This window comes from Sphingobacterium sp. WOUb80 (assembly GCF_050058145.1).
Taxonomy (GTDB): Bacteria; Bacteroidota; Bacteroidia; order Sphingobacteriales; family Sphingobacteriaceae; genus Sphingobacterium.
Map to the genome: position 1 here is coordinate 5161251 of NZ_CP165617.1, position 24292 is coordinate 5185542.

Here is a 24292-nt window from a genome sequence, read left to right on the forward strand (position 1 = left end):
AATGGAAGTATTACCAAAGATATCGATCATTACGATTGTTTATAATGACGTCAAAAATATAGAGAAAACAATAAAAAATGTATTATTCGAGCAGGAATATTCCAATAAAGAATATATTATAATAGATGGTGGATCTACAGACGGAACTTTGGAAATTGTAAACAAATATCGAGATAAAATAAGTGCAGTTATTAGCGAGAAAGATCAAGGAATAAGTGATGCGTTTAATAAAGGAACGAAGCAGGCTTCTGGTGATTTAGTAGGCTTAATTAATTCCGGAGATTATTACGAGCCTAATATACTTTCTGAAATTGCTCATTTATTTCTTAAGAGCGATCCAAATATCCCATTTAGAGTAATCCATGGAAAGCTCACACTGTTCAATAGCCAAACCAGTAAAACTTATTTGCCTAAGGGCCTGGATACTTTTACTTTTCAGATGCCTATTTGGCATCCGACGTGTTTTGTCTCTCGCGAAGTATATATTAAAATGCAGTACGATTTGGATTATAAGATTGCAATGGATTATGATCTTTTCTCGCGTATCTATGCGGACAAAGGGGCATTTTATTTTTTAGATAAAACCGTAGCGCATATGAATACAGAAGGTATTAGCAATGTTAATGCGACTAAGGGATTTGATGAAGTTTGTAAAGCCTCTATGAAGAACCTGAAAGTTTCTTCTTGGAAAGCGTATCTTTATAGAGAATATCGGAAGGTATTATTCCATGTTGTAAATCTCAAAAAAAGGATATGCTAGGTGTACTCTTTTATTTATTATATTTTTTAATCATAATTTCCACTGTATATTTTTTTTTAAAAAAATCAATAGGTGTAATTTATCCTTTGATTATAACTTCACAGTTTAATGTAACTTCCATCGTAAAGATTGGAATAACAGTTTCCTTTTTTGAATTGAATCTTTTTTTGTTATTAGCTTTGATTCTATTGTTCCAAAAACAAAAATTGAAGACGTATTTAACGAGTGTACGACTATTCTTGCCGGATTTTATTTGGATAGCTTTTCTTGGTGTTTCTCTCATTTCAATATTTTTTGGGCTGACGAGAGTAGCTTTAGGAAATTTATCTCCAGAACAATATATGAGCCCTAGCCCATTCATTAGAGGAATAATGTCTTTGAATAAGCTTTTTGTTTTTCTTCCTGTTTTTATTATTGTTCGTAACTATCTTATTGATCACTTTAGTATTGAGAAAATAAATAGTAACTTTTTATATGCAATGATATTAGGGGGAATATTGCCCTCCTTGGCTGTGCTTATCCAGTTCTCGGGTATTGGTTTTATATTAATTCATAATAACCCTTCATTTTCAGAGACATTTAGAATCGAAGACTATTTAGGCGCCAGACCTGCAGGACTAACAAATGAGGCTTCTTTTTTTGTCTATCAGTTATTTTTTTCTAATCTTGCCTTATTTTACGCATTTAGAAAACGTTTGCTTAGCCTAAAATTGTTTTTAGCTATAGCGGTTTTATTTTTAGTCTGTGTTATCCTCTCCATTTCTAGGTTGGGACAGTTGCTTTTTTTTATTTTCTATGCTATAGAGTTTGGCCGATATATTCATATTTTTAGTTTAAAGGGGGCATTAAAATCGCTATTTATATTACCCGTTGTTTTAGCTTTGATTTATCTGATAAGTACGCTATCTATCGGGGGGTTTAATATTGGAGCACGCTTTATCAGTACTTTTGAGGTTGAGGCCGATCTTTCGACTATTGAAAGATATGGAAGTTCAGAAGCTCTTTTTAACTTGTTAAAAGATAAGTCTCTCTTTTTGGGAGTGGGGATGTACAATTTCCAATATTATATTAAGGATTATTTGCCTTCCTACATGAATGTCTTATATTATCCAAGGGGTGCAAGCCCCGCATCATTTAATTTCGTTCTGCAAATGGCTGTAGAACTAGGTCTGATTCTTTTCATGGCATATTTTGCTGCATGCGGTTTAATTTTAAAAAAGACATCGTGTTCTTTTATTAGGTATTGGTACTTTTATTTACTACTATTTTCAATGTCTTTTCAGACTTTAAATTTTTCTATTCCCTTTTTAATTATGTTTTTTGTTTATGAGAATGAAGAGAATAGCCTTTTTAATTGATAAGCCGAATTTGTACGGAAGTGAACTTCATGTATTAAAATTGATCGAAATGCTGAAAGGAGAATATGAAATTCACCTCATAGCGTTTGATGAAGGACCATTGTTGGAAAAAATTCCGAAAGATGTTGTTGTATGCGTTATAAAGACGGGCTGGTTTCCAAAGACGGGTGTAAATAAGCTCTTTAACTATATTAAAGCGAGTGATTTTGATTTTATTCATGGACATCAACCCAAAGCTATTCTTTGGACAGCAATTTTAGGAAGGCTCCTTGGATTGAAATCCATTATTACCGTTCATTCACTACCAGAAAATAACAAAGATTCATATACTAATTTGTTTAAAAGGCAATTGGTATTTATGTTTCATACGATAGTACTTTTTCTCGCTGAGTTGTTGTCCCATAAAATTATATATCTGACTTTGTTTACCTTAAAAAGATCCTTTTTTAAAAAGAAAGCATTTTGTATTCCCAACTGGGTAGATGTTTGCAAAATCCAGGTAAAAGAGAATGTAAATCAGCCGTTAAAATTTATTAGCGTCGGAAGTATTAGCTTTCAAAAAGGGACAGATCGGATGCTTGAGGCCTTTGGCTTGATTAAGGAATTTGAATGGTCATTGAAAATTGTTGGTGGGGGAGAGGAAAATTATATAACGTTTCTTAAGCAGAGAGTCTTAGCTTTAGGTATTTCCGATAAAGTTGAGTTTATGGGCTACCGATCGGATATTGACCAGTTACTAGAAAGGTCTGATTATTTTGTCTTATTGTCTCGGGGTGAGACTTTTGGAATGGTTTATTTGGAAGCCATGAATGCTGGATTACCCATCATTGCATGGGATATTCCTGCTGTAAGAGAAATTGTTCCAAAGGAAAATTTAATCATGAATAATTTAAATGATCTTAAAAAGATATTTGAAGTTGGGTCCTCCGCTTTATATCGAGAAAGGCAGAAGATTAACAAGGAATTTATCCAAAATCATTTTTCAATGGAGTTGGTGAGAAAGCAGTATATAAAAATTTATGATTAGATTTTATTTATTTGTTGTCTTTGAGTATATCCTAAACATCCTGCACTTGAATAAAAATATGCCGGTAAAAGTTAGGAAAAAGCAACGTAATCCTATTTTAAGTAACGAGGTAATTGTTCATGCGCATGAGTGGTCAGGATATCCTTTTGAACGTCACAAGGTTATTAAGTATACCGGGAATAAGTTTTTATGCGGATTGCGATTTCATTTTGAGAGGCTCCGGGACTATCAAGGGCATCGACAAATAAGAAACATATTGACTGTATCGGATCTGGATGATAATTATAGCGAAAGATTAACGTGTGAAAAGTTCTTCGATAAAAGTGTTGAAGTATATGGAGTGCCTAATCGGGGAATGGATTTTGGGGGATATGGTTTCGTTGTTAAAAACCTAATAGCTGGTGATAATAAGTATATTTTTCTGACCAATACTTCTGTCAATGCTGATTCCGACGTATTTATTGATGAGTATATCAACATATTTCGTGCACAGAGCAATTTGGGCTTGTTGGGGATTTCTTACAGTTCAAAGGTGTACCAGTCGTTGATCAGAGACAACTACACACCACATGTGCAGAGTTTTTTTTTATTAACTACTACCGATATTTTGCGTGAAATAACTGCGGCTAATGGAGGAGTATTTCCCGGCGAAAATGAGAATTATAAGCTTTCAATTATTCGTTTTGGTGAAGCCAAATTGTCGCAAATCATTTTATCATTGGGATATGATATTGGGATAATTAATGAAGAGGGCAAGTTGCAGCTTTTACCTGTTCAAAAAGATTCTTCTTTAGTGGAAGGTGATTATCGACTTTTTGTTAAGAAACCGAATTTTATTAATAGAATTATCAATGAATAAAATTGTTCCAATCCTATCGTTTATTTTTTGTGTACTCAACATTTCTTGCCACGGAAGGGCAAAACAGAAATCTGAGGAGCAGGTATGCAGCAATTTTACATTAAATGTTCGCGATTTTGGAGCAAAGGGAGACGGAGCTGCAGATGATACAGAGTCTATACAACAGGCCATTAATGCGGGGGTAGGGAAAACAATTTTCTTTCCAAGGGGAAATTATCGTGTCACAAGGCCATTAATTTTGCCCAATTCCATCAAGCTTCTTGGTGAAGGAGATGTTGGCGGGGCCGGAGGTATGGTCATTAGCTCCGGCGTGGGTAAAGATCTATCGGCGATTTTTACGGCGAAGGGAAATCTTTTAGAAGATGTTATACTCGAAAATATCAGAACCTTGGGAAGTAAATCTGGGATTTACCTGAATGTGGCAAACGGTGGAGCTTTTACTAAAGTGAAGATCTACAATTGTGTTTTTCAGGATCATGATATCTGTATTGAGGTTGATGGAGGGATTTTAGAAGGAATGTATGCAAATATAATTCGCGACAGTTACTTTAAGGCTTCGCGCTTAGGCATCTTTTGTGAGGGCACATATAATATTAATACGATTGAGTCAACTGGGTTCGAAAATATGAAAGAAGGTTATCTAAGCTTAGGTAAGCGCGGAAAAACAGCTTTAGGAAATTCGTTTCTTCGAAACAGGTGTGAGGCGGTCATAGCTATAGAAAAGGGTACTGGTTTATCATTAAATCAGGCAACTTATGGATTTGTGATTGATGGAAACTATTTTGAAAATAGCTTTCGGCATCTCATACAATTGAACGGAGCAAAAAATGTTCAGATTCAAAACAATGTTGCGACTTCGGACTCTAGTTCAGCCTATTATTTGATAGAGATCGGTGAGGGACATGCGGGCATCATAAATAATGTGGGGTTAACGGGTTTCATACTTGATATAGGGGCGAATGGTTTTGTTTGGGAGGTTGCTGGCAATAGTTTTTTAAACTACACAAGTCGCATTCAAAGATCTAATCTAGGGCGGGTCTTAAATATATATAATCGAAAGTTTGATAAAGAAAAATAAGAAAGGGAAATGAAAATAGCATTAATTACCGGTATTACAGGACAGGATGGATCATATTTAGCAGAGTTTTTATTGGAGAAGGGATATATGGTTCATGGAATAAAAAGAAGGGCATCATCTTTTAATACACAGCGGATTGACCATCTTTATATTGATCAACATGAACAACATGTACGATTTAAATTACATTATGGAGATCTTACAGACTCTACCAACCTAATTCGTATTATACAAGAAGTACAGCCAGATGAGATTTACAATTTAGGTGCTATGTCGCATGTCAAAGTTTCATTTGACTCTCCTGAATATGTAGCGAATGTTGATGGTATAGGTACACTGCGTATTCTTGAGGCAGTTCGTATTTTGGGATTAGAAAAAAAGACACGTATTTATCAGGCTTCCACTTCTGAATTATATGGAGGCTTGGCCGAGAATAAAAATGAAAAAGGATTTTATGATGAAAACTCACCATTTTATCCTCGCTCACCCTATGGCGTGGCTAAAATTTACGGTTTTTGGATTACAAAAAATTACCGCGAAGCCTATGATCTTTTCGCATGCAATGGCATTTTGTTTAATCATGAATCTCCCCGTCGTGGCGAAACATTTGTCACCCGGAAAATCACAATGGCAACAGCGGCGATTGCTTTAGGGAAACAAGATTGTCTGTATTTAGGCAATTTAGATGCGCAAAGGGATTGGGGGCATGCCAAAGATTATGTGGAAGCGATGTGGCTGATATTGCAACAGGATAAACCAGAAGATTATGTAATTGCTACTGGTGTAACGACGACAGTCCGAGATTTTATTCGTATGTCTTTTGCGCAGGTAGGGGTAGAGCTCGATTTTTGTGGAGAAGGTATTGGGGAAAAAGCGTTTATCAAAACATGCAGTAACCCTGATTTTAATCTCGAAATTGGGAAACAAGTAGTTGCGATTGATCCGACCTATTTTAGACCAACTGAGGTAGATCTTTTGATTGGTGATCCTACGAAATCAAAGACTAAACTCGGTTGGCAACCCAAATACGATCTAGCTGGTTTAGTAAAAGAGATGATGGAAGCTGATCTGGATAGACTGAAAAAATAAGAAGAGGAAAAAGAGCTTATGAATAAAAGTGGTAAAATATATATCGCTGGGCATCGGGGAATGGTGGGCTCTGCGATATTAAGAGAATTGGAAAAGCAAGGTTATCATAATTTTGTGTTAAGAACATCCGCAGAACTGGATTTACGCGATTCAAATCTCGTTGCCCATTTTTTTGAGCAAGAAAAACCAGATTACGTTTTTCTTGCTGCGGCAAAAGTAGGCGGGATCATTGCCAATAATACATATCGAGCAGATTTTATTTATGAAAATTTGATGATTCAGAATAACGTCATTCATCAATCTTATTTGAACGGTGTAAATAAGCTTATGTTTTTGGGTTCATCCTGTATTTATCCTAAGTTGGCGCCCCAACCTTTGAAAGAAGAATATTTATTGACAGGGGAATTGGAACCTACCAATGAGCCTTATGCGATTGCAAAGATTGCTGGTATCAAAATGTGTGATGCCTATCGGTCGCAATATGGCTGTAATTTTATTTCGGTCATGCCAACAAATCTATATGGACCAAATGACAATTACGACCTGAATAATTCTCATGTGCTTCCCGCAATGATACGTAAATTTGTTACGGCAAAAAGAGAGGGATATGATCAAGTTGTGATCTGGGGAAGCGGAACCCCCCTTCGTGAATTTTTGCATGCTGATGATTTAGCAAATGCCTGTGTTTTCCTTATGGAAAATTATAATGAAGCAGGTTTAGTCAATATTGGCGTGGGCGAGGATATTTCGATCTATAATTTAGCTCTATTAATTAAGGAGATTGTTGGGTTTGAAGGGGAAATAGTACTGGATAGTTCCAAGCCAGATGGAACGCCTCGTAAATTAATGGATGTCTCCAAAATCAATGGAATAGGATGGCGAGCTAAAATTTCTCTGCGAGAAGGTATTAATCGTGTTTATCAAGAGGTAAAATCCAAATTTTAAAATAAATGGTTATTGTAACAGGTTCAATCGTTTTATACCGGAACGAAAGAAATATTCTCCTAGAGGCTATTGGAAGTTTTCTTCTATCAGGTTTAGTAACAAAGTTATACCTCATTGATAATTCACCTACAGATGAGCTGAAAGATATTGCTGCCGATGCGAGAATTGAATATATACACAATCCATCAAACCCTGGATTTGGTGCTGGGCATAATATTGCGTTGAAATTGGCTATTCAACAAGGGGCAACATACCATCTTATTTTAAATCCTGATGTTTATTACGCTGAAGGTGTGTTGGAAGAATTGACTGATTATCTGGAGAAGAATGCGGATATTGGCAATATTATGCCCAAGGTACTCTATCCGAATAATGAGATCCAGCGGCTTTGTAAGCTGCTGCCGACACCCTACGATTGGATCGGCAGAAGATTTAATCCTTTTAAAAAAATGGTCGAGCGGAGAAACGATCTTTTTGAACTCAGATTTACTGGGTATGACCATATTATGGATGTACCCTATTTATCCGGATGTTTTATGTATTTGCGAATCTCCGCACTGAAGGAAATTGGCCTTTTTGATGAAGGTATATTTATGTATGGAGAAGAGACCGATTTATGTAGACGTTTAATAGATGCGGCGTATCGCACTGTTTTCTACCCGAAAGTTCATATCTATCATCATTTTGAAAAAGGATCACACAAATCGTGGCGGTTGACCAAAATAGGAATGCAGTCTGCGATTTACTACTTTAATAAATGGGGCTGGTTTTTTGATTGGAAAAGACGTTTAATCAATAAAGATATTCTCAGGAAAATCAATTCTCAAAATAAGTAATAAGTTGTTATTTTTGCTAAAGTTTAAGGAGGAGGGTTAATGCAATCAGAATTAAGTTTTACAGCAATAGATTTTGAAACAGCTACGGCTAATCAAAATTCAGCCTGCGCGGTGGGTTTGGTCGTCGTAGAGCAGGGAATTATTGTTGAGGAATTCTATTCATTGATACAGCCGCCCAACAACCAATATATGTGGCAGACGACACGCGTACATGGCATTCGGCCTAAAGATACTGCGCAGGCCCCCACATTCAAGGAGTTGTTTCCGCGAATTTATCCTCTTATTAATAATCGGATTATGGTGGCTCATAATGAATTATTTGATCGTGGTGTGCTTCGCAAAACGATGAGTTACTATAATTTGCCCTATGATCACCTGGGATTAATGGACAAATGGGAGTGTACATTTAAGATTTACCAAGGCAAGGGATTTAAACCGGCAAGACTTAATGCATGTTGTGAAGTATTGGGTATTGAATTGAATCATCATGAAGCCCTTTCGGATGCACGTGCTTGTGCGGAATTATTTATTCGACATCACGATGTAGGTTTGACTATATAGTCATCCCATTTTTATCGAACCAAATATTACCTCCGGTTGTTATTAGATATATCTTATCTTTGGTATATGAATACAATAAAATTTCTATTCTATTAAAATCAATGCGACTATGATAAAAATTCCAGAAAAAGGAATGCGAATTGGTATTACTTTCAGTGCATTCGACCTGCTGCATGCCGGGCATATTAAAATGTTGGAAGATGCAAAAAGGCAATGTGACTATTTGATCTGTGGCCTACAGACAGATCCAACTATTGACCGTCCTGAAAAAAACAAACCTGTTCAGACCGTTGTAGAACGTTATATACAGCTCAAGGGCTGTAAATATGTCGATCAGATTGTTCCTTATGCGACTGAGCAAGATCTAGAAGATATCTTACGTTCATTCAATATTGACGTGAGAATTGTTGGCGATGAATACCGCGAGAAAAGCTTTACTGGAAGAACCTATTGTGAGGAAAAAGGCATTGAGCTTTATTTCAATAGCAGGGATCACCGCTTTTCGAGTTCAGGCTTGCGAAGAATTGTTGCTGATGCCAATTCAGAAGAAGAAACTGTATTGAAAACTGTCTAATAATTTTTAAGATCAAGCTTGAATGCTCACCTCATCCTTTAAAGAACAGATTATAAGATGAAAATTGGAATTACCTTTGGTGTGTTCGATTTATTACACGCTGGCCATATTATGATGCTTGAAGAAGCAAAGAGAAATTGTGATTACTTGATTGTTGGTTTAAATACAGATCCCTCAGAAGTATTTCCTGAGAAAGCTAAACCGACGCAAACGATTGTCGAGCGCTATGTACAATTGGAAGGTTGTCGTTATGTCGATGAAATTATCCCCTATGAGACGGAGCAAGATTTGATTGATATGATCAAAGCACTTCCTATTCATATCCGTATTATTGGAGAGGAGTATCGGGATAAAGATTTTTCGGGTCGTATGTATTGCGTAGAAGAGAATATTGAAATCTATTATAATAAGCGAACACATCGCTTTTCGAGCGCGGGTTTACGTCGTGTTGTCGCTGCAAAAGAGGAAGAGCAAAAATAAAGATTATGAGCAAAATAATTCATGTTGTTTTAACAGGTGGAGTAGGTAGCCGTTTATGGCCTCTTTCACGTAAAAGTTATCCCAAGCAATACCTTGATTTATTTAAGGATGGCTCATTGTTTGAAATGACCGTTAAACGTAATCAATCCCTTTGCGGACAAGTGATTGTTGTGGGCAACTGTGATAACCATAGTTTGAGCCGTGAAGTCATGGAAAACAATAAGATAGACTATATTGACATTGTCGAGGCTACACCCCGTAATACTGCCGCAGCGATTGCATTTGCTGCCTTTGCCGCACAGCCGGATGATATTTTGATCGTCACACCTTCCGATCATGTGATTGTGGGTGAGGAGGCGTATGCGGAAGCAATCAAAGCTGGGATAGAAAAGGCTAATAAAGGTTATATTGTTACTTTTGGTATTCAGCCGACACGTCCTGAAACGGGATATGGTTATATCGAGTATAAGGATGATAAAGTTTTATCCTTCCGCGAGAAACCCAATCAGGATACTGCTGAAGATTTTATTGAACGCGGCAATTTCTTATGGAATTCTGGGATGTTCTGTTTTAGAGCCGATACGTTTCTGGCCGAGTTACAGACTTTTGAGCCTAAAGTGTATGCAACAGCATTCAACGCATGGCAGCATCGCAATGATGGTGAGCTTGATTTGGCCTTATCTAAGGAGATTCCATCAATCTCCATTGATTATGCTGTGATGGAACGCTCCAAGAAAATTCGCGTTGTTGCGACGAGTTTCCAATGGTCCGATCTTGGCTCCTTTGAATCCATGTACGATTATTTAAAACAGACGGGTCATCCGGTTGATGAGAATGGCAATATGGTTATCGGTACCGATATTTACACGGCATTTGTGGGGATGCGTGATAGTATTCTTGTGCATACAAAAGACGCGATACTGGTGTTACAAAAAGAGAAATCGCAGGATGTCAAGAAAATATATAATACATTGGAACGTCATCAGTCCAAACTGATCGACTAATTTCAATCTAGCTACAAGTTAAACTATTTCCTTGTATGCGTAGATTACGCTAATCAGCTTCACGGTTTTATTGAGCGTGTAGCTGATTCCCGCTCTCAGAGGGTAAAGTAGAACTCTAAACTATTCAATAAATTCCATGTAAAATACATTATATTGTTGATTTTTAGCTGAATATGTGATTGTCCCCAATTTGTCCCCTGTCAATTTTAGTCATCAATTGCCAATTACCGTAATTTTGAGATATAGTTAAATGCAATCATAAGATTGTATAACACCTAGTCCTATTATCTATTTTATTATGGTACTTATTTTAGCAGTTTCAGTTATCGTTTTATTTATTATTTATTTTATTCTGCAATCAAAGCAACGGGAAAAGCTATTTAACGAAGCTGTTTCGATGCAGGTCAACTACCTGTTTCAGGATAGGCCAGGGCAATACAGTGGCGACTATCGGACAAAAAGTGGTGTTTTTGTATTTCGGACAAAATCCAAAGACGAAGAGCTTAAAAATATGGTAATAAAACAGGTCAAGCCCGACCATCCCGCTTTGGTCGTCAATTTAGAACAGATTGTGGTGGTACCCTTCGAAAGCAAAAAAGGCGATTCAGATGTATCGGTGCGATTTAAATTACAGCGAAAAAAAGGCGAAATAACAGCATTGGAAGGAAAAAGGATACGCATTGCTGGTGTATTGAATTATACCAACAGAAAACCGAAAAATTTTAGTACAGTAATGAAGATAGGTGAGCTTTATCAATCGAGCGAGTACTCCAATCAGACGAAATAATTTGCATTAATTCTTATTTTATGGGAAAGGGTTTGTAATGGACAAACCCTTATTTTTTTGAACTAGAATTTCAGCAAATGCTGATGTTCGATAGCCCAGGACAAGAGTGCATTGTTTTCTTCTTGGAGATCAAGCTTCCTGCAGATGCGATGCCTTGTGTTTTTGATGGTATAAGGACTGAGGAACAGGCTATCTGCAATATATTTTGTCGTATGCCGAAGGGCTATTAGCTTAAGGATATTTAACTCTGCCGGAGTCAATGTTTTTAATTTTTCCACCGCTTGATTTTTATCCCTTTGCTGTTGCAGGCGCTGGATAACCATATGCGTACCTGCATAGAGTCGGTTTTCTCCCAGCGGTTTAATAATGTAATTTTCAGGATTTAGTGCGGCAGCCCGGTCAATGCTGCTTTTCGATTGATACGAAGTAATAAAAATAAGGCTAAAAAGCTTGGTTGCGGCATATTTTTCCATTAACTCAATGCCATCTAATCGATCATTGAGCTGGATATCACAGAGTATTAGATCCGGTGAGTTTTGCGCCATGTATTGATCTGCCTCGTCAACGGTGAGTGCAATATGCAATTCCAATCCGTTATAAAGGGAATGAAGCTGATATTCAATAAATCGGGCGATAATCATTTCATCTTCTACAATTAAAACTTTTAGGCTCATATCATGTTGTTAAATTCAAATATATACTGAAATCCTCGCTCTTGCTGAATCGTAACGGTTCCTTTGATCTGCCTGGTCAGGTCTTTAACCAGGCCAATTCCGAAGGAAGTTGATAAAACAGTTTGAGCTGCGCCAACGCCATTATCTTCAAAATGCATGATTGTCTCAAGTTTTTTCTTAATGATTTTTAGGCTAATGGCTGGGGTACTTGTGCTTCCTTCTGGAAAAGCATATTTATAACTATTTGTCAATAGCTCTGTGATGATCAACGCTAGCGGGATCGACGTGTTTGTGGATATCAACCAGTCTTGTTCAATATTGACGTTAACGCAGACCGTTTTTTCCGGATCATGCATCTGTCTGAGATAGTTTATTGTTTCAACAACCAGTGTTTTTAATTTCAGCTGGCTGTTCTGATTATATACCAGCAGCTGGTTGACCAGCATCATGGCGTGGATGCGGTCCTGCATCGACTGGATGGCCTGATTATATTGAACACCATGATTTTCTCCGGTTTTATACAGGCTGCTGAGGCTATATAGAAGTTGCAGGTTGTTTTTGACCCGATGATTGACTTCATCAATCAATGTCTCAATATAGCAATTCTTTTGAAGTAGCTGGATCTGCTGTTCATAAAGTGCATTATTTGCTTTTTTGAGTTCGTTTGTCCTTTCCTGCACAATTGACTCGGTCGATTGATGATAGTCCAGTTCATTTTTACGCAATTTTAAGCGTATACCGATCAATAGCAACATGGTAATGCACAGGGCAAAAAACTGCGTCAGCATGGAAACATATTGTATGGCCTGCTCTTGTAAAGTGAGTGCGCAGTAGACCATAGTCGTAATGCCGGTCACAAAAAACACACTGCCATACGCCAAGAAACGTTGCATCAGATCGATCTTCTTCCATAGGGAAATAAAAAGGTTGGAAAAATAGAGCATATGAATAATGCCGAGCGTAATATTTATCCAGTTACTTTGTTTGTAGTTGGCAAAATAGAAGTTATTTATAAATGTAAGCAGTGCTGTGAGACCAATTGTGGCAATGATATAACAAGCGACTTTGTAATAACGCGTGTGTAGTTTCCTCAGTTGAAGAAAATCTATAGTCAGTAGGTAGAAGCTGATGGCCGCCAATCGGCTAAAGAGCGATACCGTACTCCAGCCCAGTTGAGGTCTATTATAAAAGAAAAAGTCTATAAAGAAGTTTTGCAGTGCAACGCTATATAAGCCAATGGATAGCAGGAATAAAAAGATCCAGATATATGGGCGGTAACGTGACACCATCCAGGCCAATGCCATATACAGCAGGAGTACGATAATAGCACCTTCCATAAAGGCATGTACAATACGTCCGCGCTGTTTCTTCTTGACAAAATCCAGTTCTGTCTGCAAGCGGAAGTTATATACAGGAGTGTACCCTTTGCTATGTTTCACACGGAGCAATATCGTATAAGGTTTTTGGGCTTCCAGATGTAAAACAAAATAATCACGATTGTCATCCCGAGCCAATTCTTTTCGTTTTCGAAATAAGCCGGATTTCCTACTGAATTCAATTTCTCCTTTTGCATTGATCAAGGTGAGATTGACATAGGTTAAATTGTCAAAGGAAAGTACATAATTGTCTGTTGATAATCTATCTGATGGGGTTATTTCTTTTTTCAGCCAGAAGATGCCCTTTTCTTGATCGATATCCCTTTTGACCTGGCTGATGGGGACAAATATGCTAGGATGATCATAATAATAGTTGGGATTGTTATACGCCGTATTTTCCTTTGTAATGAGAATCGGAGAGTTATTGGCCAGACACGTGTTCACTGTAGCTTGGTTATTGGACATAATTGCATCTCTCCCGAAATGGATTATGGCTATACTGAGCAGCAACAGAATGGTAACAATAATATTTGGCTTCATAAGGCAAACAAAAATGCATTATTTTCATTAAACCTAATAAGCTTTTATTTTCCTAATTGTAAATAAGACCCTAGGGTCTCTGTTTCGGTCTACAATTACTTGTTACTTTTGTTATACGCATTTAAAGGAATATCTACGAACGCAAGGGTATTGACATTCAGATAGAATGATAAGTTGATTATGATGTATTTATATATATTTCTATTTATTGCACTAGTGTATGCTTTATTTTGGTTTTTTTCTTCTAGCAAGAAAAAACCTACTGATGTCTCGATGAATGTTTACTACCGTTTTCAGGAACATCCTGGACAGTATAGCGGCAGTTTCCGAGCAACCCACGGGGCGCTGGTATTTCGGGGCGAGCGATTTCGGGACGATGTCAATAATATTGTCGTGAAGGACGTCCGATCAACAGACTCCAAAGTAGAAATAAAGCTCCAGCAGATATTGGTTCTGCCTTTTAAAGAAAGTGAAAATACTTCTTTTGAAGTGTCTGTACGATTTCGGATTGGATCGGATAAAACGAAAGAAATTGATCTGACTAATTATAAAGTCAGAATACAAGCTGTAATTAATTATCAAAATGGGGAAAAGAAAGCTTTTAGTACTGTTCTTCCCATGATGGGCGTATATCATAATCATTCCGAAAAATCGGATGGTTTGGTCAATAAATAATTTACGTGTTTTTATTCCATATTAGATACCTATTTAACTCAAAGGAACCCTGCTTGCCGGGGTTTCTTTATTCTTATTCATGGCGATGTTCCACGTGGAGTTTGCTTTCAGCTTATTTATTGTCATTTTCTTTTGATCACAAATTCAGGGCATATTCCTATCTTTAGCGGAATAATGACTTGCGCATTGTAGAATAATGACTCATTAAAAATTAGGCACATAAAGATGAAAGAAATAAAGAAAATAGCATGTATCGGAGCTGGATATGTTGGGGGGCCGACGATGTCTGTGATTGCACAGAAAAATCCCGGTATCCAAGTTACTGTAGTTGATCTCAATCAACAACGTATTGACGCCTGGAACGATGAAGATCTTAGCCAGCTTCCAATTTATGAGCCTGGACTTGATGGGGTGGTAGGAGAAGCTCGTGGGCGGAATTTGTTTTTTTCGACAGATGTTGAAACGGCTATCGATGAGGCGGACATGATCTTTATATCTGTCAATACGCCGACAAAAACTTATGGTAAAGGGAAGGGGCAGGCTGCAGATTTAAAATATATCGAACTTTGTGCGCGACAGATTGCCCGGGTTGCTCAGGGTGATAAAATAATTGTCGAGAAGTCGACATTGCCGGTCCGTACGGCTGCAGCATTAAAAAGTATATTGGACGATACAGGGAACGGCGTCAACTTTGCCATTCTTTCCAATCCGGAATTTTTGGCTGAAGGAACAGCCGTTGCGGATTTACACCATCCAGACAGAGTGCTTATCGGTGGTGAAGATGAAGAAGCTATTCAGGCATTGGTGCAGATTTATGCTGCCTGGGTTCCACAAGAACGTATACTTACGACCAATTTATGGTCATCGGAACTATCTAAATTGGTTGCAAATGCTTTTTTGGCCCAACGTGTTTCGTCTATCAATGCGATTTCGGAGTTGTGTGAGGTGACGGGTGCCAATGTGGATGAAGTGTCTCGAGCGATTGGTCATGATAGCCGCATTGGATCTAAATTTCTGAAGGCTTCGGTGGGTTTTGGAGGTTCTTGTTTCCAGAAAGATATTCTCAATCTTGTTTACATCGCACGAAGTTACAACCTGACTGCTGTCGCTGATTACTGGGAACAGGTAATTATTTTAAACGATCATCAAAAATCGCGATTCGCAGAACGGATTATCCAGACCATGTATAATACAGTAAACGGGAAGAAAATTGCCTTTTTGGGCTGGGCTTTTAAAAAAGACACAAACGATACGCGGGAATCTGCTGCTATTTATGTGGCCGATCATCTGTTAGATGAGGAGGCACATCTTGTGGTTTACGATCCAAAAGTTTCTGCAGATCAAATTTATAAGGATCTGGATTATTTAAAAACTCGGTCAGCTGAGGAAAATCGCCGTTTGGTAACGGTCGTTAATGATCCTTATGAAGCTTTACAGGAGGCGCATGCTGCTACGATATTAACAGAATGGGATGAGTTTAAGGGGTATGATTGGGCGCTGATCAAGAAACAGATGAAGAAGCCCTCCTTTGTATTTGATGGGCGGAAATTATTAGATAGCGCTAGTCTGAAAAAACTAGGCTTTGACTATTATGCAATTGGCGAATAAACAATTTGATCATTGTTTAACAATAATTTAATTTGATAAATATAATCAGATTGAGTACTTTTGTTACTCAATCTGAACTATACCATGCTAGACTCTTTAATTACATCCAAGACTCGACTGAAGCTACTGATCAAGTTTTTTGTATCGGCAAGTAACCAATCACATTTAAGAGGCCTTGCGGATGAGTTTCAAGAATCAACCAATGCCATACGAAAAGAACTGAACCAATTGTCCGAAGCAGGTTATTTAGAAAAGAGTACAGACAAAAACAAAATCCTATACCGAGCCAACACAAAGCATTCTTTATTTGCACCTCTTCAAAAATTAATTCATACCTATTTGGGAATTGATGAAATTGTAGATAATATACTACAGCAAGCGGGAGATATTCAAGAAGTTAGTTTGGTTGGAGATTATGCTGAAGGCGTAGATTCAGGAAAAATTGACGTATTAGTTTTGGGTGAAAATATAAATCAGGCATATTTATTGCTGTTAGCGGACAAGGTTGAAAAAAAATTGCAGAAAGCAATTGTATTACATTTGACAGATATGTCCGAAAAACATCGTATCATTCTATATTCTGTAAAATAAAGCTCGTTATATAAAAAAGAAATAAATGAAAAAAATAGCAGTTATTGGCCAGGGTTATGTTGGTTTGCCTTTGGCAATCGAGTTCGCTCAATATTTTCCAGTACTTGGTTTTGATATCAATCAGGAACGCGTTGAGGAATTAAATTCCGGAAAAGATAGGACCTTAGAAGCTGATTTGGAGAAGTTAAATCATGGATTAAAGCAGGCAGCGGAAAGTGATTTTTCAGTTGGATACAAGGCTTCAAATAGCCTTGAGGAACTTGCAGGAGCTCAAATTTATATTGTTACCGTCCCAACCCCGATCGATCGTTATAATGCTCCCGATTTAACGCCATTGCTTAAAGCGTCTGAAATGCTGGGTAAGGTGTTAAAACAAGGAGATATTGTTATTTATGAATCTACTGTTTATCCTGGTTGTACAGAAGAAGATTGCGTGCCAATTTTGGAAAAATATTCCGGTCTCATTTTTAATAAAGGATTTTATGTTGGATACTCTCCAGAGCGCATTGTTCCAGGAGACAAAGTAAACACCTTGACAACAATAAAAAAAGTTACCTCGGGATCTACTCCGGAGATTGCAGAAGAAGTTGATCAGCTATATAAAACGATTATCAAAGCAGGTACGCATAAAGCAGCGAACATTAAAGTGGCAGAAGCATCCAAGGCCATTGAAAATGCGCAACGAGATGTAAATATATCCTTTGTTAACGAACTTGCATTGATATTTGATCGTATTGGCATTGATACAAATGATGTACTGGAAGCTGCTGGTACTAAGTTTAATTTTTTAAAATATAAGCCGGGCTTAGTTGGAGGGCATTGTATATCAGTAGATCCGTACTATTTGGCACATAAAGCCACTCAATTAGGTTATCACCCGGATGTGATTTTATCGGGACGTCGCGTAAATGATTCCGTGGCTGAATTTATAGCTTCGAAAGTGGTCAAACTTATGATCAAGAAGGGGATTTCTGTGAGTGGTGCCAAAGCATTAATATTGGGCGTAACCTTTAAGGAAAATTGTCCTGATGTCCGTAATACGAAGGTCGTGGACGTTTATAGGGAGTTGCATGAGTATGGAGTAGATGTTGACATATATGATCCTTGGGCTGAGGCCACAGAGGTAGCACACGAGTATGGTGTCGATATTTTAAATGAGATTAGTGCTGAAAATCAATACGATGCCATAGTCGTAGCAGTTTCTCATAACGAATTTTTGACGTTAGATCTAAAATCTCTAAAGAAAGATAATTCGGTTGTATTTGATCTGAAAGCCTGTTTGGATAGGTCACTTGTTGATGCTAGATTGTAATATTTATATTTATGAAAATTAAGAATTTAATTGTATTTGGTACTAGGCCTGAGGCTATTAAAATGGCTCCTTTGGTAAAAGAATTCCAAAAAGACAACTCTTTTGAAACAAAAGTATGTGTTACTGCGCAACATCGTGAGATGTTGGATCAGGTATTAGAGTTTTTTGATATTAAGCCTGATTATGATTTGAATTTAATGAAACCAAATCAGAATCTCTATTCATTAACAGCTGACATTATCACTGAAATGAAAGTGGTGTTGGAAGATTTTAAACCAGATTATGTTTATGTGCATGGAGATACAACGACGACTATGGCATCGAGCATTGCAGCTTTCTATGCTGGGGCACAGGTTTGTCATGTTGAGGCTGGACTTCGTACACATAACAAGCGTTCTCCGTTCCCTGAAGAAATCAACAGGCAGGTTGCTGGGCGTATTTGCGATTTTCACTTCGCTCCTACTGAGGCGTCAAGGCAGAACTTGCTACGTGAAAATATTCAGGATTCAGATATTTTAGTTACTGGTAATACTGTTATTGATGCTTTATTTGAAAGCTCTAACCGTGTAAAGGATTTGGATAATAACGAAATTAATCGTTTAAAAGAGCTGGTTGATCCTACGAGAAAATTGATTTTAGTGACAGGGCACAGACGTGAAAACCACGGTCAGGGTTTTATCAATATTTGCCAGGCTTTAAAGGAAATCGCATTGTCAAATACTGATGTACAGATAATTTATCCTGTTCATTTGAATCCAAATGTGAAGAAGCCAGTCTATGAGATCTTATCTGAGGTGAATAATATTCATTTGATCGAACCTTTGGCCTATCCAGCATTTGTCTGGTTAATGAATGAGTCTTACCTGATTATTACAGACTCAGGTGGTGTCCAAGAAGAGGCTCCTAGTCTTGGTAAGCCGGTTTTGGTGATGCGCGACACAACAGAGAGACCAGAGGCAGTTGATGCAGGTACAGTTATCCTTGTTGGTACTGATACAGAAAAAATCGTTAAAGAAGCGCAAGACCTTTTGAGCAACGTTGGTCGGTATCAACAAATGAGTGGATTGCATAATCCTTACGGTGATGGTAAGGCATGTGAAAGAATTGTTAACTTTATTAAAAACTTAAAATAATCATATCAATGCAAGCAAAAGTAGTAACCGTTGGTTTAGGATATATTGGATTGCCTACCTCAGCATTAATCGCAAATAGTGGCATCGCTGTGCATGGTGTAGATATCTCACAACATGTTGTGGATACGATCAATGCAGGTAAAATTCATATTGTTGAACCCGATTTGGATAAGGCTGTAGCGAAAGCTGTGGCGGAAGGTTTTTTAAAGGCGGATACAAAGCCTGTTGAGGCTGACACGTACTTAGTGGTTGTTCCTACGCCTTTTAAGGGTGATCACCAACCTGATATTTCCTATGTTCAGGCGGCTACAGAAGGTATTATTCCATTATTGAAAGAGGGGGATTTATATGTGATTGAGTCAACGTCTCCAGTTGGAACGACAGAGAAGATGATGGCCTTGATTTTCTCAAAACGTCCTGAATTGGAGGGGAAAATTTCGTTGGCATACTGTCCAGAACGTGTTCTCCCTGGGAATGTAATGTACGAATTGGTGCATAATGATCGTGTTATCGGTGGAGTAAATGAGGCTTCTACGCAAAAAGCACTGGCATTTTATGGTCAGTTTGTAAAAGGAGAACTGCATCCAACCAATGCGCGTACTGCTGAGATGTGTAAGTTAACTGAAAATGCATCTAGAGATTCACAAATAGCGTTTGCAAATGAGCTTTCTTTGATCTGCGATAAAGCCGATATTAATGTTTGGGATTTGATCCGCTTGGCCAATAAACACCCGCGTGTTAATATCTTGCAACCTGGATGTGGTGTTGGCGGGCACTGTATTGCAGTTGATCCTTACTTCTTGACTGCAGATTTTCCTATGGAGTCACGTATGATTGCACAGGCTAGAGAAACAAATAATTATAAATCTTTTTGGTGTGCCGAAAAAGTGAAAACAGCAAGATTGGAGTTCGAAATCAAGAACGGTCGTCAACCTTCGATTGCAATTATGGGATTAGCCTTTAAACCAAATATTGATGATTTAAGAGAATCGCCAGCTATTCATATTGCCGAGCGTGTGTTACAGGATTCAGGAGACGCTGATATGTATATTGTAGAGCCCAATGTGCACGAACATAAGGTTTTCAAACTGACGGATTACAAGGATGCCATTGCTAAAGCTGATATTATAGTTTTCTTGGTCGCACATAACGAATTTAAGACTTTAGAAATTGCAGAAGGAAAAGTTGTTCTTGATTTCTGTGGAGTGACAAATAAATAGGTTATTGGTATGAAGTCTATCGTTATAACTGGAGGGGCTGGATTTATTGGTTCACACGTGGTTCGTGAATTTGTTTTAAAATACCCAGATTATCAAATTATAAATTTGGATGCTTTAACCTATGCAGGTAATTTGGCAAACTTAAAAGATATTGAAGGGTGTTCAAATTACACGTTCGTTAAAGCAGATATTACGGATGCGGGGCATATTTTGGATATATTCAAACAGTATTTGCCAGATGGAATTATTCATCTTGCAGCCGAGTCCCATGTTGATCGATCAATTTCTGATCCTTTAGCATTTGTGATGACAAATGTGATTGGTACAGTAAATCTACTGAATGCAGCAAAAGAGATCTGGGGGAAAGATTTTTCCGGGAAGCTTTTTCATCACGTTTCTACAGACGAGGTTTATGGTACGTTAAGTGATACAGGACTATTTACGGAACAAACTGCTTACGATCCGCATTCGCCTTATTCGGCGTCGAAGGCGTCTTCAGATCATTTCGTCAGGGCATATCACGATACTTATGGCTTACCTATTGTTATGACAAATTGCTCTAACAATTATGGACCAAATCATTTCCCAGAGAAGCTGATTCCACTTTGTATACATAATATTTTAAATAATAAACCATTACCTATCTATGGTGACGGGAAGTTTACGCGAGATTGGCTTTATGTGATTGACCACGCGCGTGCCATTGATTTGGTTTTTCATAGAGGAAAATTAGGCGAATCTTATAATGTCGGAGGTTTTAATGAATGGCAGAATATAGATTTGGTCAAGGAGTTGTGTAAACAAATGGATGAGAAGTTGGGACGAGAAGAAGGTAAAGCCACTCAACTGATCACTTATGTTAAAGACCGTCCCGGCCATGATCTTCGTTATGCTATCGATGCGACGAAGATTAATCAGGAGCTTGGGTATCAACCATCAGTTACATTTGAAGAGGGGTTATCAAGAACAATAGACTGGTACTTAGAAAATCAGGATTGGTTGGATCAGGTGACATCTGGAGAATATCAAAATTACTACGAAAAACAATACCAATAATAGAGGAGCAGGGTTATGAAAGGAATTATATTAGCTGGTGGATCCGGCACGCGATTACATCCATTGACAATTGCTGTTTCAAAGCAATTGTTGCCGGTGTATGATAAACCAATGATTTATTACCCCCTTTCTGTTCTCATGTTAGCAGGAATAAGAGAGATATTAATTATTTCAACCCCGCACGATCTTCCTAACTTTCAAAAATTACTGGGGGATGGATCGCAATTAGGTATATCTTTAAGTTACGCAGAACAACCAAGTCCAGATGGTTTAGCTCAAGCATTTATCATCGGAGAAGAGTTTATAGGGAATGATGATGTATGTCTTATTTTGGGAGATAATATCTTTTATGGAGCTGGCTTTCAAAAATTGCTCGCGGAGTCCGTAAGGGATGTTGAAGGAGATAAGAATGCTGTTGTGTTTGGATACTATGTGGAAGATCCTGAACGATATGGAGTTGCAGAGTTTGATTCGGAGGGAAGAGTATTAAGTATCGAAGAGAAACCACAATCTCCGAAATCGAACTATGCGGTAGTAGGGTTATATTTTTATCCGAATTCAGTTATTGATGTTGCGAAGAATGTTAAACCTTCGAATCGCGGTGAATTAGAAATAACTTCCGTTAATCAGTATTATTTAACTCAAGAACAATTGAAGTTAAAGACAATGAGTAGAGGTTTTGCTTGGCTAGATACGGGGACTCATGAATCTTTAACAGAAGCAACCGAATTTGTTAAAGCTGTTGAAAAAAGGACAGGTCTAAAAATCGCTTGTATTGAAGAAATTTCAGCTCGTTATAATTGGATAGATAAAGAGTTCCTAGAAAAGCAAGTTAGGTCTATGAAGGGTGATTATTTCGATTATATTAAGAAAAAAGTCTTATAGAAAGTGAATAGCATGCAATTAATACCTTTGGACTGGGATAGTGAGTTTTTTGGCTACAATGTTGCTAAGATAGAAGTAAGCGATTCGATAGACAATTCTGTTTTGTTGGATCGACGTTTCCGATTAGTATACGTATTCAGTCGACAGCCTATTGCTAGTCTTGAATCTAAATTGATGGATAAAAAGGCTTGTTTTCATATGGAGACTATTTTGGTTAATAATGAGATTTCGAATAATTCTCTATTAATAGAATCTTTTGATGCACGGAAACACTCCTATGAGACCTTAAAAAGCCTTACGTTAGAGAGCGGTGTTTTTTCACGTTTTTTTGTTGATAAGGAGTTTGTTAATGAAGAGTTTTCGAGGTTATATACGAAGTGGATTGAAAACTCTGTAAATAAGACGTCGGCTATTGAAGTCTTTGTTGCATTGGAGAATAAGGAACTTTTGGGATTTATTACATTGACAAAAAAAGCTGAAGACTTGGCGGATATTGGACTATTGGCGGTTAGTCCTGAAGCTAGGGGAAGAAAAGTTGCGTCTTCATTAATTGAACATGTAAAAGGTTATGCCAGTAATATTGGCTTTACGAAGATGCAGGTTGTGACACAAATTGATAATATACCTGCAACAAAATTATATGAATCTGTTGGATTCGAATTAAAGGAATTAACATACATTTACCACATTTGGAATTATGATACCATTTAATAAGCCTTACTTGACAGGCAAAGAAGCCCACTATATGTATGATGCTGTGTACACGGGAAAGTTGTCCGGCAACGGAAAATTTACTAAGAAATGTCAACATTTTTTTGAATCCAAATATGGATTCAAAAAATGCCTTTTGACAACTTCTTGTACGGATGCACTAGAAATGGCAGCTATTCTTGCCGATATTCAACCCGGTGATGAGGTTATTATGCCTTCTTATACGTTTGTATCTACCTCAAATGCTTTTGTATTAAGAGGAGCGCATATTCGTTTTGCAGACAGTAGAAAAGATCATCCAGGTATTGATGAAGATAGTATAGAGACCCTAATTACAGCCAAAACTAAGGCTATTGTCCCTGTGCATTATGCAGGTGTTGCTTGTGATATGGAAAAGATTATGGCGCTCGCAGCGAAATATAATTTATTGGTAATTGAAGATGCTGCTCAGGCCATTGATAGTTACTTTACATTTAGTGACGGAACGGTAAAAGCCTTAGGGGCAATAGGTCATTTAGCTGCTTTTTCGTTTCATGAAACTAAAAATATTATTTCTGGCGAAGGAGGGTTGTTGGCAATTAATGATGAGAGATTCTCAAAAAGAGCGGAGATTATTTGGGAAAAAGGAACAAATAGGTCTGCATTTTTTAGAGGAGAAGTAGATAAATATGGTTGGGTTGATATAGGATCTTCATTTTTACCATCTGAAACAATAGCTGCGTTTTTGTGGGCACAACTGGAAAATTTAGATGATATACAAATTAAACGTAAGCAACATTGGAATACGTATTTTGAGGGATTGAAAGAATGGGCAGGAAAGAATAATGTACGTTTACCAAAAATACCGAATTCAGCGACTAATAACGCACATATGTTTTATTTAGTCTGTGAATCGATAGAACAACGTTCAGCTATTATTGAAAGGTTAAAAGCCAATGATATTTCTGCTGTTTTTCATTATTTAAGTTTACACAAGAGCCCTTTTTATCATGAAAAACACGATGGCAGGGAGCTGCCATTATCTGATTTCTATTCAGAAAATCTTGTGAGACTTCCTATGTATTATGAGTTGAATCAGGAAGACTTGGCTAAAATCATTTCAAATATAATTTAGTCAGTAATGCAAACGGATTGCGTGTTACACCTGTTAAGA

25 protein-coding genes are annotated in these 24292 nt (G+C 37.5%); 23 read left to right on the top strand and 2 right to left on the bottom strand.

Annotated elements, in window-relative coordinates; translation table 11 throughout:
* The first annotated feature begins 1 nt into the window (after position 1).
* The 13 genes from AB1Z56_RS21420 to AB1Z56_RS21480 all read left to right on the top strand — a co-directional run bounded on the left by AB1Z56_RS21420 (position 2) and on the right by AB1Z56_RS21480 (position 11358).
* A complete protein-coding gene (locus tag AB1Z56_RS21420; protein WP_309367347.1) occupies positions 2–760 on the top strand; it encodes a glycosyltransferase family 2 protein in 759 nt (252 codons plus the stop codon).
* A complete protein-coding gene (locus tag AB1Z56_RS21425; RefSeq protein WP_309367348.1) occupies positions 754–2118 on the top strand; it encodes an O-antigen ligase family protein in 1365 nt (454 codons plus the stop codon). The genes AB1Z56_RS21420 and AB1Z56_RS21425 overlap by 7 nt, the downstream gene beginning before the upstream one ends.
* Positions 2093–3145, top strand: a complete 1053-nt coding sequence (locus AB1Z56_RS21430) for a glycosyltransferase family 4 protein (protein WP_309367349.1) — start codon at positions 2093–2095, stop codon at positions 3143–3145. Before AB1Z56_RS21425 ends, AB1Z56_RS21430 begins: the two co-directional genes overlap by 26 nt.
* A 46-nt stretch (positions 3146–3191) precedes the next feature.
* On the top strand, positions 3192–4004 hold the full coding sequence (locus AB1Z56_RS21435) for a hypothetical protein (RefSeq protein WP_309367350.1): 813 nt from the start codon (positions 3192–3194) through the stop codon (positions 4002–4004).
* Complete coding sequence (locus AB1Z56_RS21440; RefSeq protein WP_426790085.1) at positions 3997–5082, top strand: glycosyl hydrolase family 28-related protein; 1086 nt, start codon at positions 3997–3999, stop codon at positions 5080–5082. The genes AB1Z56_RS21435 and AB1Z56_RS21440 overlap by 8 nt, the downstream gene beginning before the upstream one ends.
* A gap of 9 nt (positions 5083–5091) precedes the next feature.
* Positions 5092–6171, top strand: coding sequence for a GDP-mannose 4,6-dehydratase (gmd, locus tag AB1Z56_RS21445; protein WP_426790086.1), 1080 nt, complete (start codon positions 5092–5094; stop codon positions 6169–6171).
* 18 nt (positions 6172–6189) lie between these two features.
* The gene (locus AB1Z56_RS21450) at positions 6190–7116 is read left to right on the top strand and encodes a GDP-L-fucose synthase family protein (protein WP_426790087.1); all 927 of its coding nucleotides are present in this window, start codon (positions 6190–6192) and stop codon (positions 7114–7116) included.
* A 5-nt stretch (positions 7117–7121) separates the two neighbouring features.
* Positions 7122–7952, top strand: coding sequence for a glycosyltransferase family 2 protein (locus AB1Z56_RS21455; RefSeq protein WP_426790088.1), 831 nt, complete (start codon positions 7122–7124; stop codon positions 7950–7952).
* Between the two features lie 39 nt (positions 7953–7991).
* Positions 7992–8513, top strand: a complete 522-nt coding sequence (locus AB1Z56_RS21460) for a 3'-5' exonuclease (RefSeq protein ID WP_426790089.1) — start codon at positions 7992–7994, stop codon at positions 8511–8513.
* Between the two features lie 109 nt (positions 8514–8622).
* On the top strand, positions 8623–9087 hold the full coding sequence (locus tag AB1Z56_RS21465; RefSeq protein ID WP_426790090.1) for an adenylyltransferase/cytidyltransferase family protein: 465 nt from the start codon (positions 8623–8625) through the stop codon (positions 9085–9087).
* Positions 9088–9144: 57 nt separating this feature from the next.
* Positions 9145–9567, top strand: coding sequence for an adenylyltransferase/cytidyltransferase family protein (locus AB1Z56_RS21470; protein ID WP_286768733.1), 423 nt, complete (start codon positions 9145–9147; stop codon positions 9565–9567).
* 5 nt (positions 9568–9572) lie between these two features.
* Positions 9573–10571 carry a mannose-1-phosphate guanylyltransferase gene (locus tag AB1Z56_RS21475; RefSeq protein WP_309367360.1) on the top strand — a complete coding sequence of 333 codons (999 nt, stop codon included), beginning with the start codon at positions 9573–9575 and terminating at the stop codon, positions 10569–10571.
* A gap of 298 nt (positions 10572–10869) precedes the next feature.
* Positions 10870–11358 (top strand): hypothetical protein, encoded by a 489-nt coding sequence (locus AB1Z56_RS21480; protein ID WP_309367361.1) that lies wholly within the window; start codon positions 10870–10872, stop codon positions 11356–11358.
* A gap of 62 nt (positions 11359–11420) precedes the next feature.
* On the opposite strand, the gene AB1Z56_RS21485 is transcribed toward AB1Z56_RS21480, so the two are convergent.
* Both AB1Z56_RS21485 and AB1Z56_RS21490 read right to left on the bottom strand, forming a co-directional pair.
* Positions 11421–12032 (bottom strand): DNA-binding response regulator, encoded by a 612-nt coding sequence (locus tag AB1Z56_RS21485; protein ID WP_309367362.1) that lies wholly within the window; start codon positions 12030–12032, stop codon positions 11421–11423.
* Entirely contained in the window at positions 12029–13948 is a 1920-nt protein-coding gene (locus AB1Z56_RS21490; protein ID WP_426790091.1) for a 7TM diverse intracellular signaling domain-containing protein, read from the bottom strand. Before AB1Z56_RS21490 ends, AB1Z56_RS21485 begins: the two co-directional genes overlap by 4 nt.
* Positions 13949–14128: 180 nt before the next feature.
* On the opposite strand from AB1Z56_RS21490, the gene AB1Z56_RS21495 reads away from it, so the two are divergent.
* From AB1Z56_RS21495 to rffA, 10 genes are all read left to right on the top strand, one after another.
* Positions 14129–14623 carry a hypothetical protein gene (locus AB1Z56_RS21495; protein ID WP_426790092.1) on the top strand — a complete coding sequence of 165 codons (495 nt, stop codon included), beginning with the start codon at positions 14129–14131 and terminating at the stop codon, positions 14621–14623.
* Positions 14624–14848: 225 nt separating this feature from the next.
* Positions 14849–16231: a nucleotide sugar dehydrogenase gene (locus AB1Z56_RS21500; protein ID WP_426790093.1), complete on the top strand. Its 1383-nt coding sequence runs from the start codon at positions 14849–14851 to the stop codon at positions 16229–16231.
* Positions 16232–16315: 84 nt separating this feature from the next.
* The gene (locus tag AB1Z56_RS21505; RefSeq protein WP_426790094.1) at positions 16316–16822 is read left to right on the top strand and encodes an ArsR family transcriptional regulator; all 507 of its coding nucleotides are present in this window, start codon (positions 16316–16318) and stop codon (positions 16820–16822) included.
* A 25-nt stretch (positions 16823–16847) separates the two neighbouring features.
* Positions 16848–18134 (top strand): nucleotide sugar dehydrogenase, encoded by a 1287-nt coding sequence (locus AB1Z56_RS21510; RefSeq protein ID WP_426790095.1) that lies wholly within the window; start codon positions 16848–16850, stop codon positions 18132–18134.
* 11 nt (positions 18135–18145) lie between these two features.
* A complete protein-coding gene (wecB, locus tag AB1Z56_RS21515) occupies positions 18146–19267 on the top strand; it encodes a non-hydrolyzing UDP-N-acetylglucosamine 2-epimerase (protein ID WP_426790096.1) in 1122 nt (373 codons plus the stop codon).
* Positions 19268–19275: 8 nt separating this feature from the next.
* The gene (wecC, locus tag AB1Z56_RS21520) at positions 19276–20487 is read left to right on the top strand and encodes a UDP-N-acetyl-D-mannosamine dehydrogenase (RefSeq protein ID WP_426790097.1); all 1212 of its coding nucleotides are present in this window, start codon (positions 19276–19278) and stop codon (positions 20485–20487) included.
* 9 nt (positions 20488–20496) lie between these two features.
* Positions 20497–21543 carry a dTDP-glucose 4,6-dehydratase gene (rfbB, locus tag AB1Z56_RS21525; protein WP_426790098.1) on the top strand — a complete coding sequence of 349 codons (1047 nt, stop codon included), beginning with the start codon at positions 20497–20499 and terminating at the stop codon, positions 21541–21543.
* 15 nt (positions 21544–21558) lie between these two features.
* Entirely contained in the window at positions 21559–22428 is an 870-nt protein-coding gene (gene rfbA / locus AB1Z56_RS21530; protein WP_426790099.1) for a glucose-1-phosphate thymidylyltransferase RfbA, read from the top strand.
* A gap of 12 nt (positions 22429–22440) precedes the next feature.
* Positions 22441–23139: a GNAT family N-acetyltransferase gene (locus AB1Z56_RS21535; RefSeq protein WP_426790100.1), complete on the top strand. Its 699-nt coding sequence runs from the start codon at positions 22441–22443 to the stop codon at positions 23137–23139.
* Positions 23126–24253 carry a dTDP-4-amino-4,6-dideoxygalactose transaminase gene (gene rffA / locus AB1Z56_RS21540; RefSeq protein ID WP_426790101.1) on the top strand — a complete coding sequence of 376 codons (1128 nt, stop codon included), beginning with the start codon at positions 23126–23128 and terminating at the stop codon, positions 24251–24253. The genes AB1Z56_RS21535 and rffA overlap by 14 nt, the downstream gene beginning before the upstream one ends.
* Positions 24254–24292 lie beyond the last annotated feature (39 nt).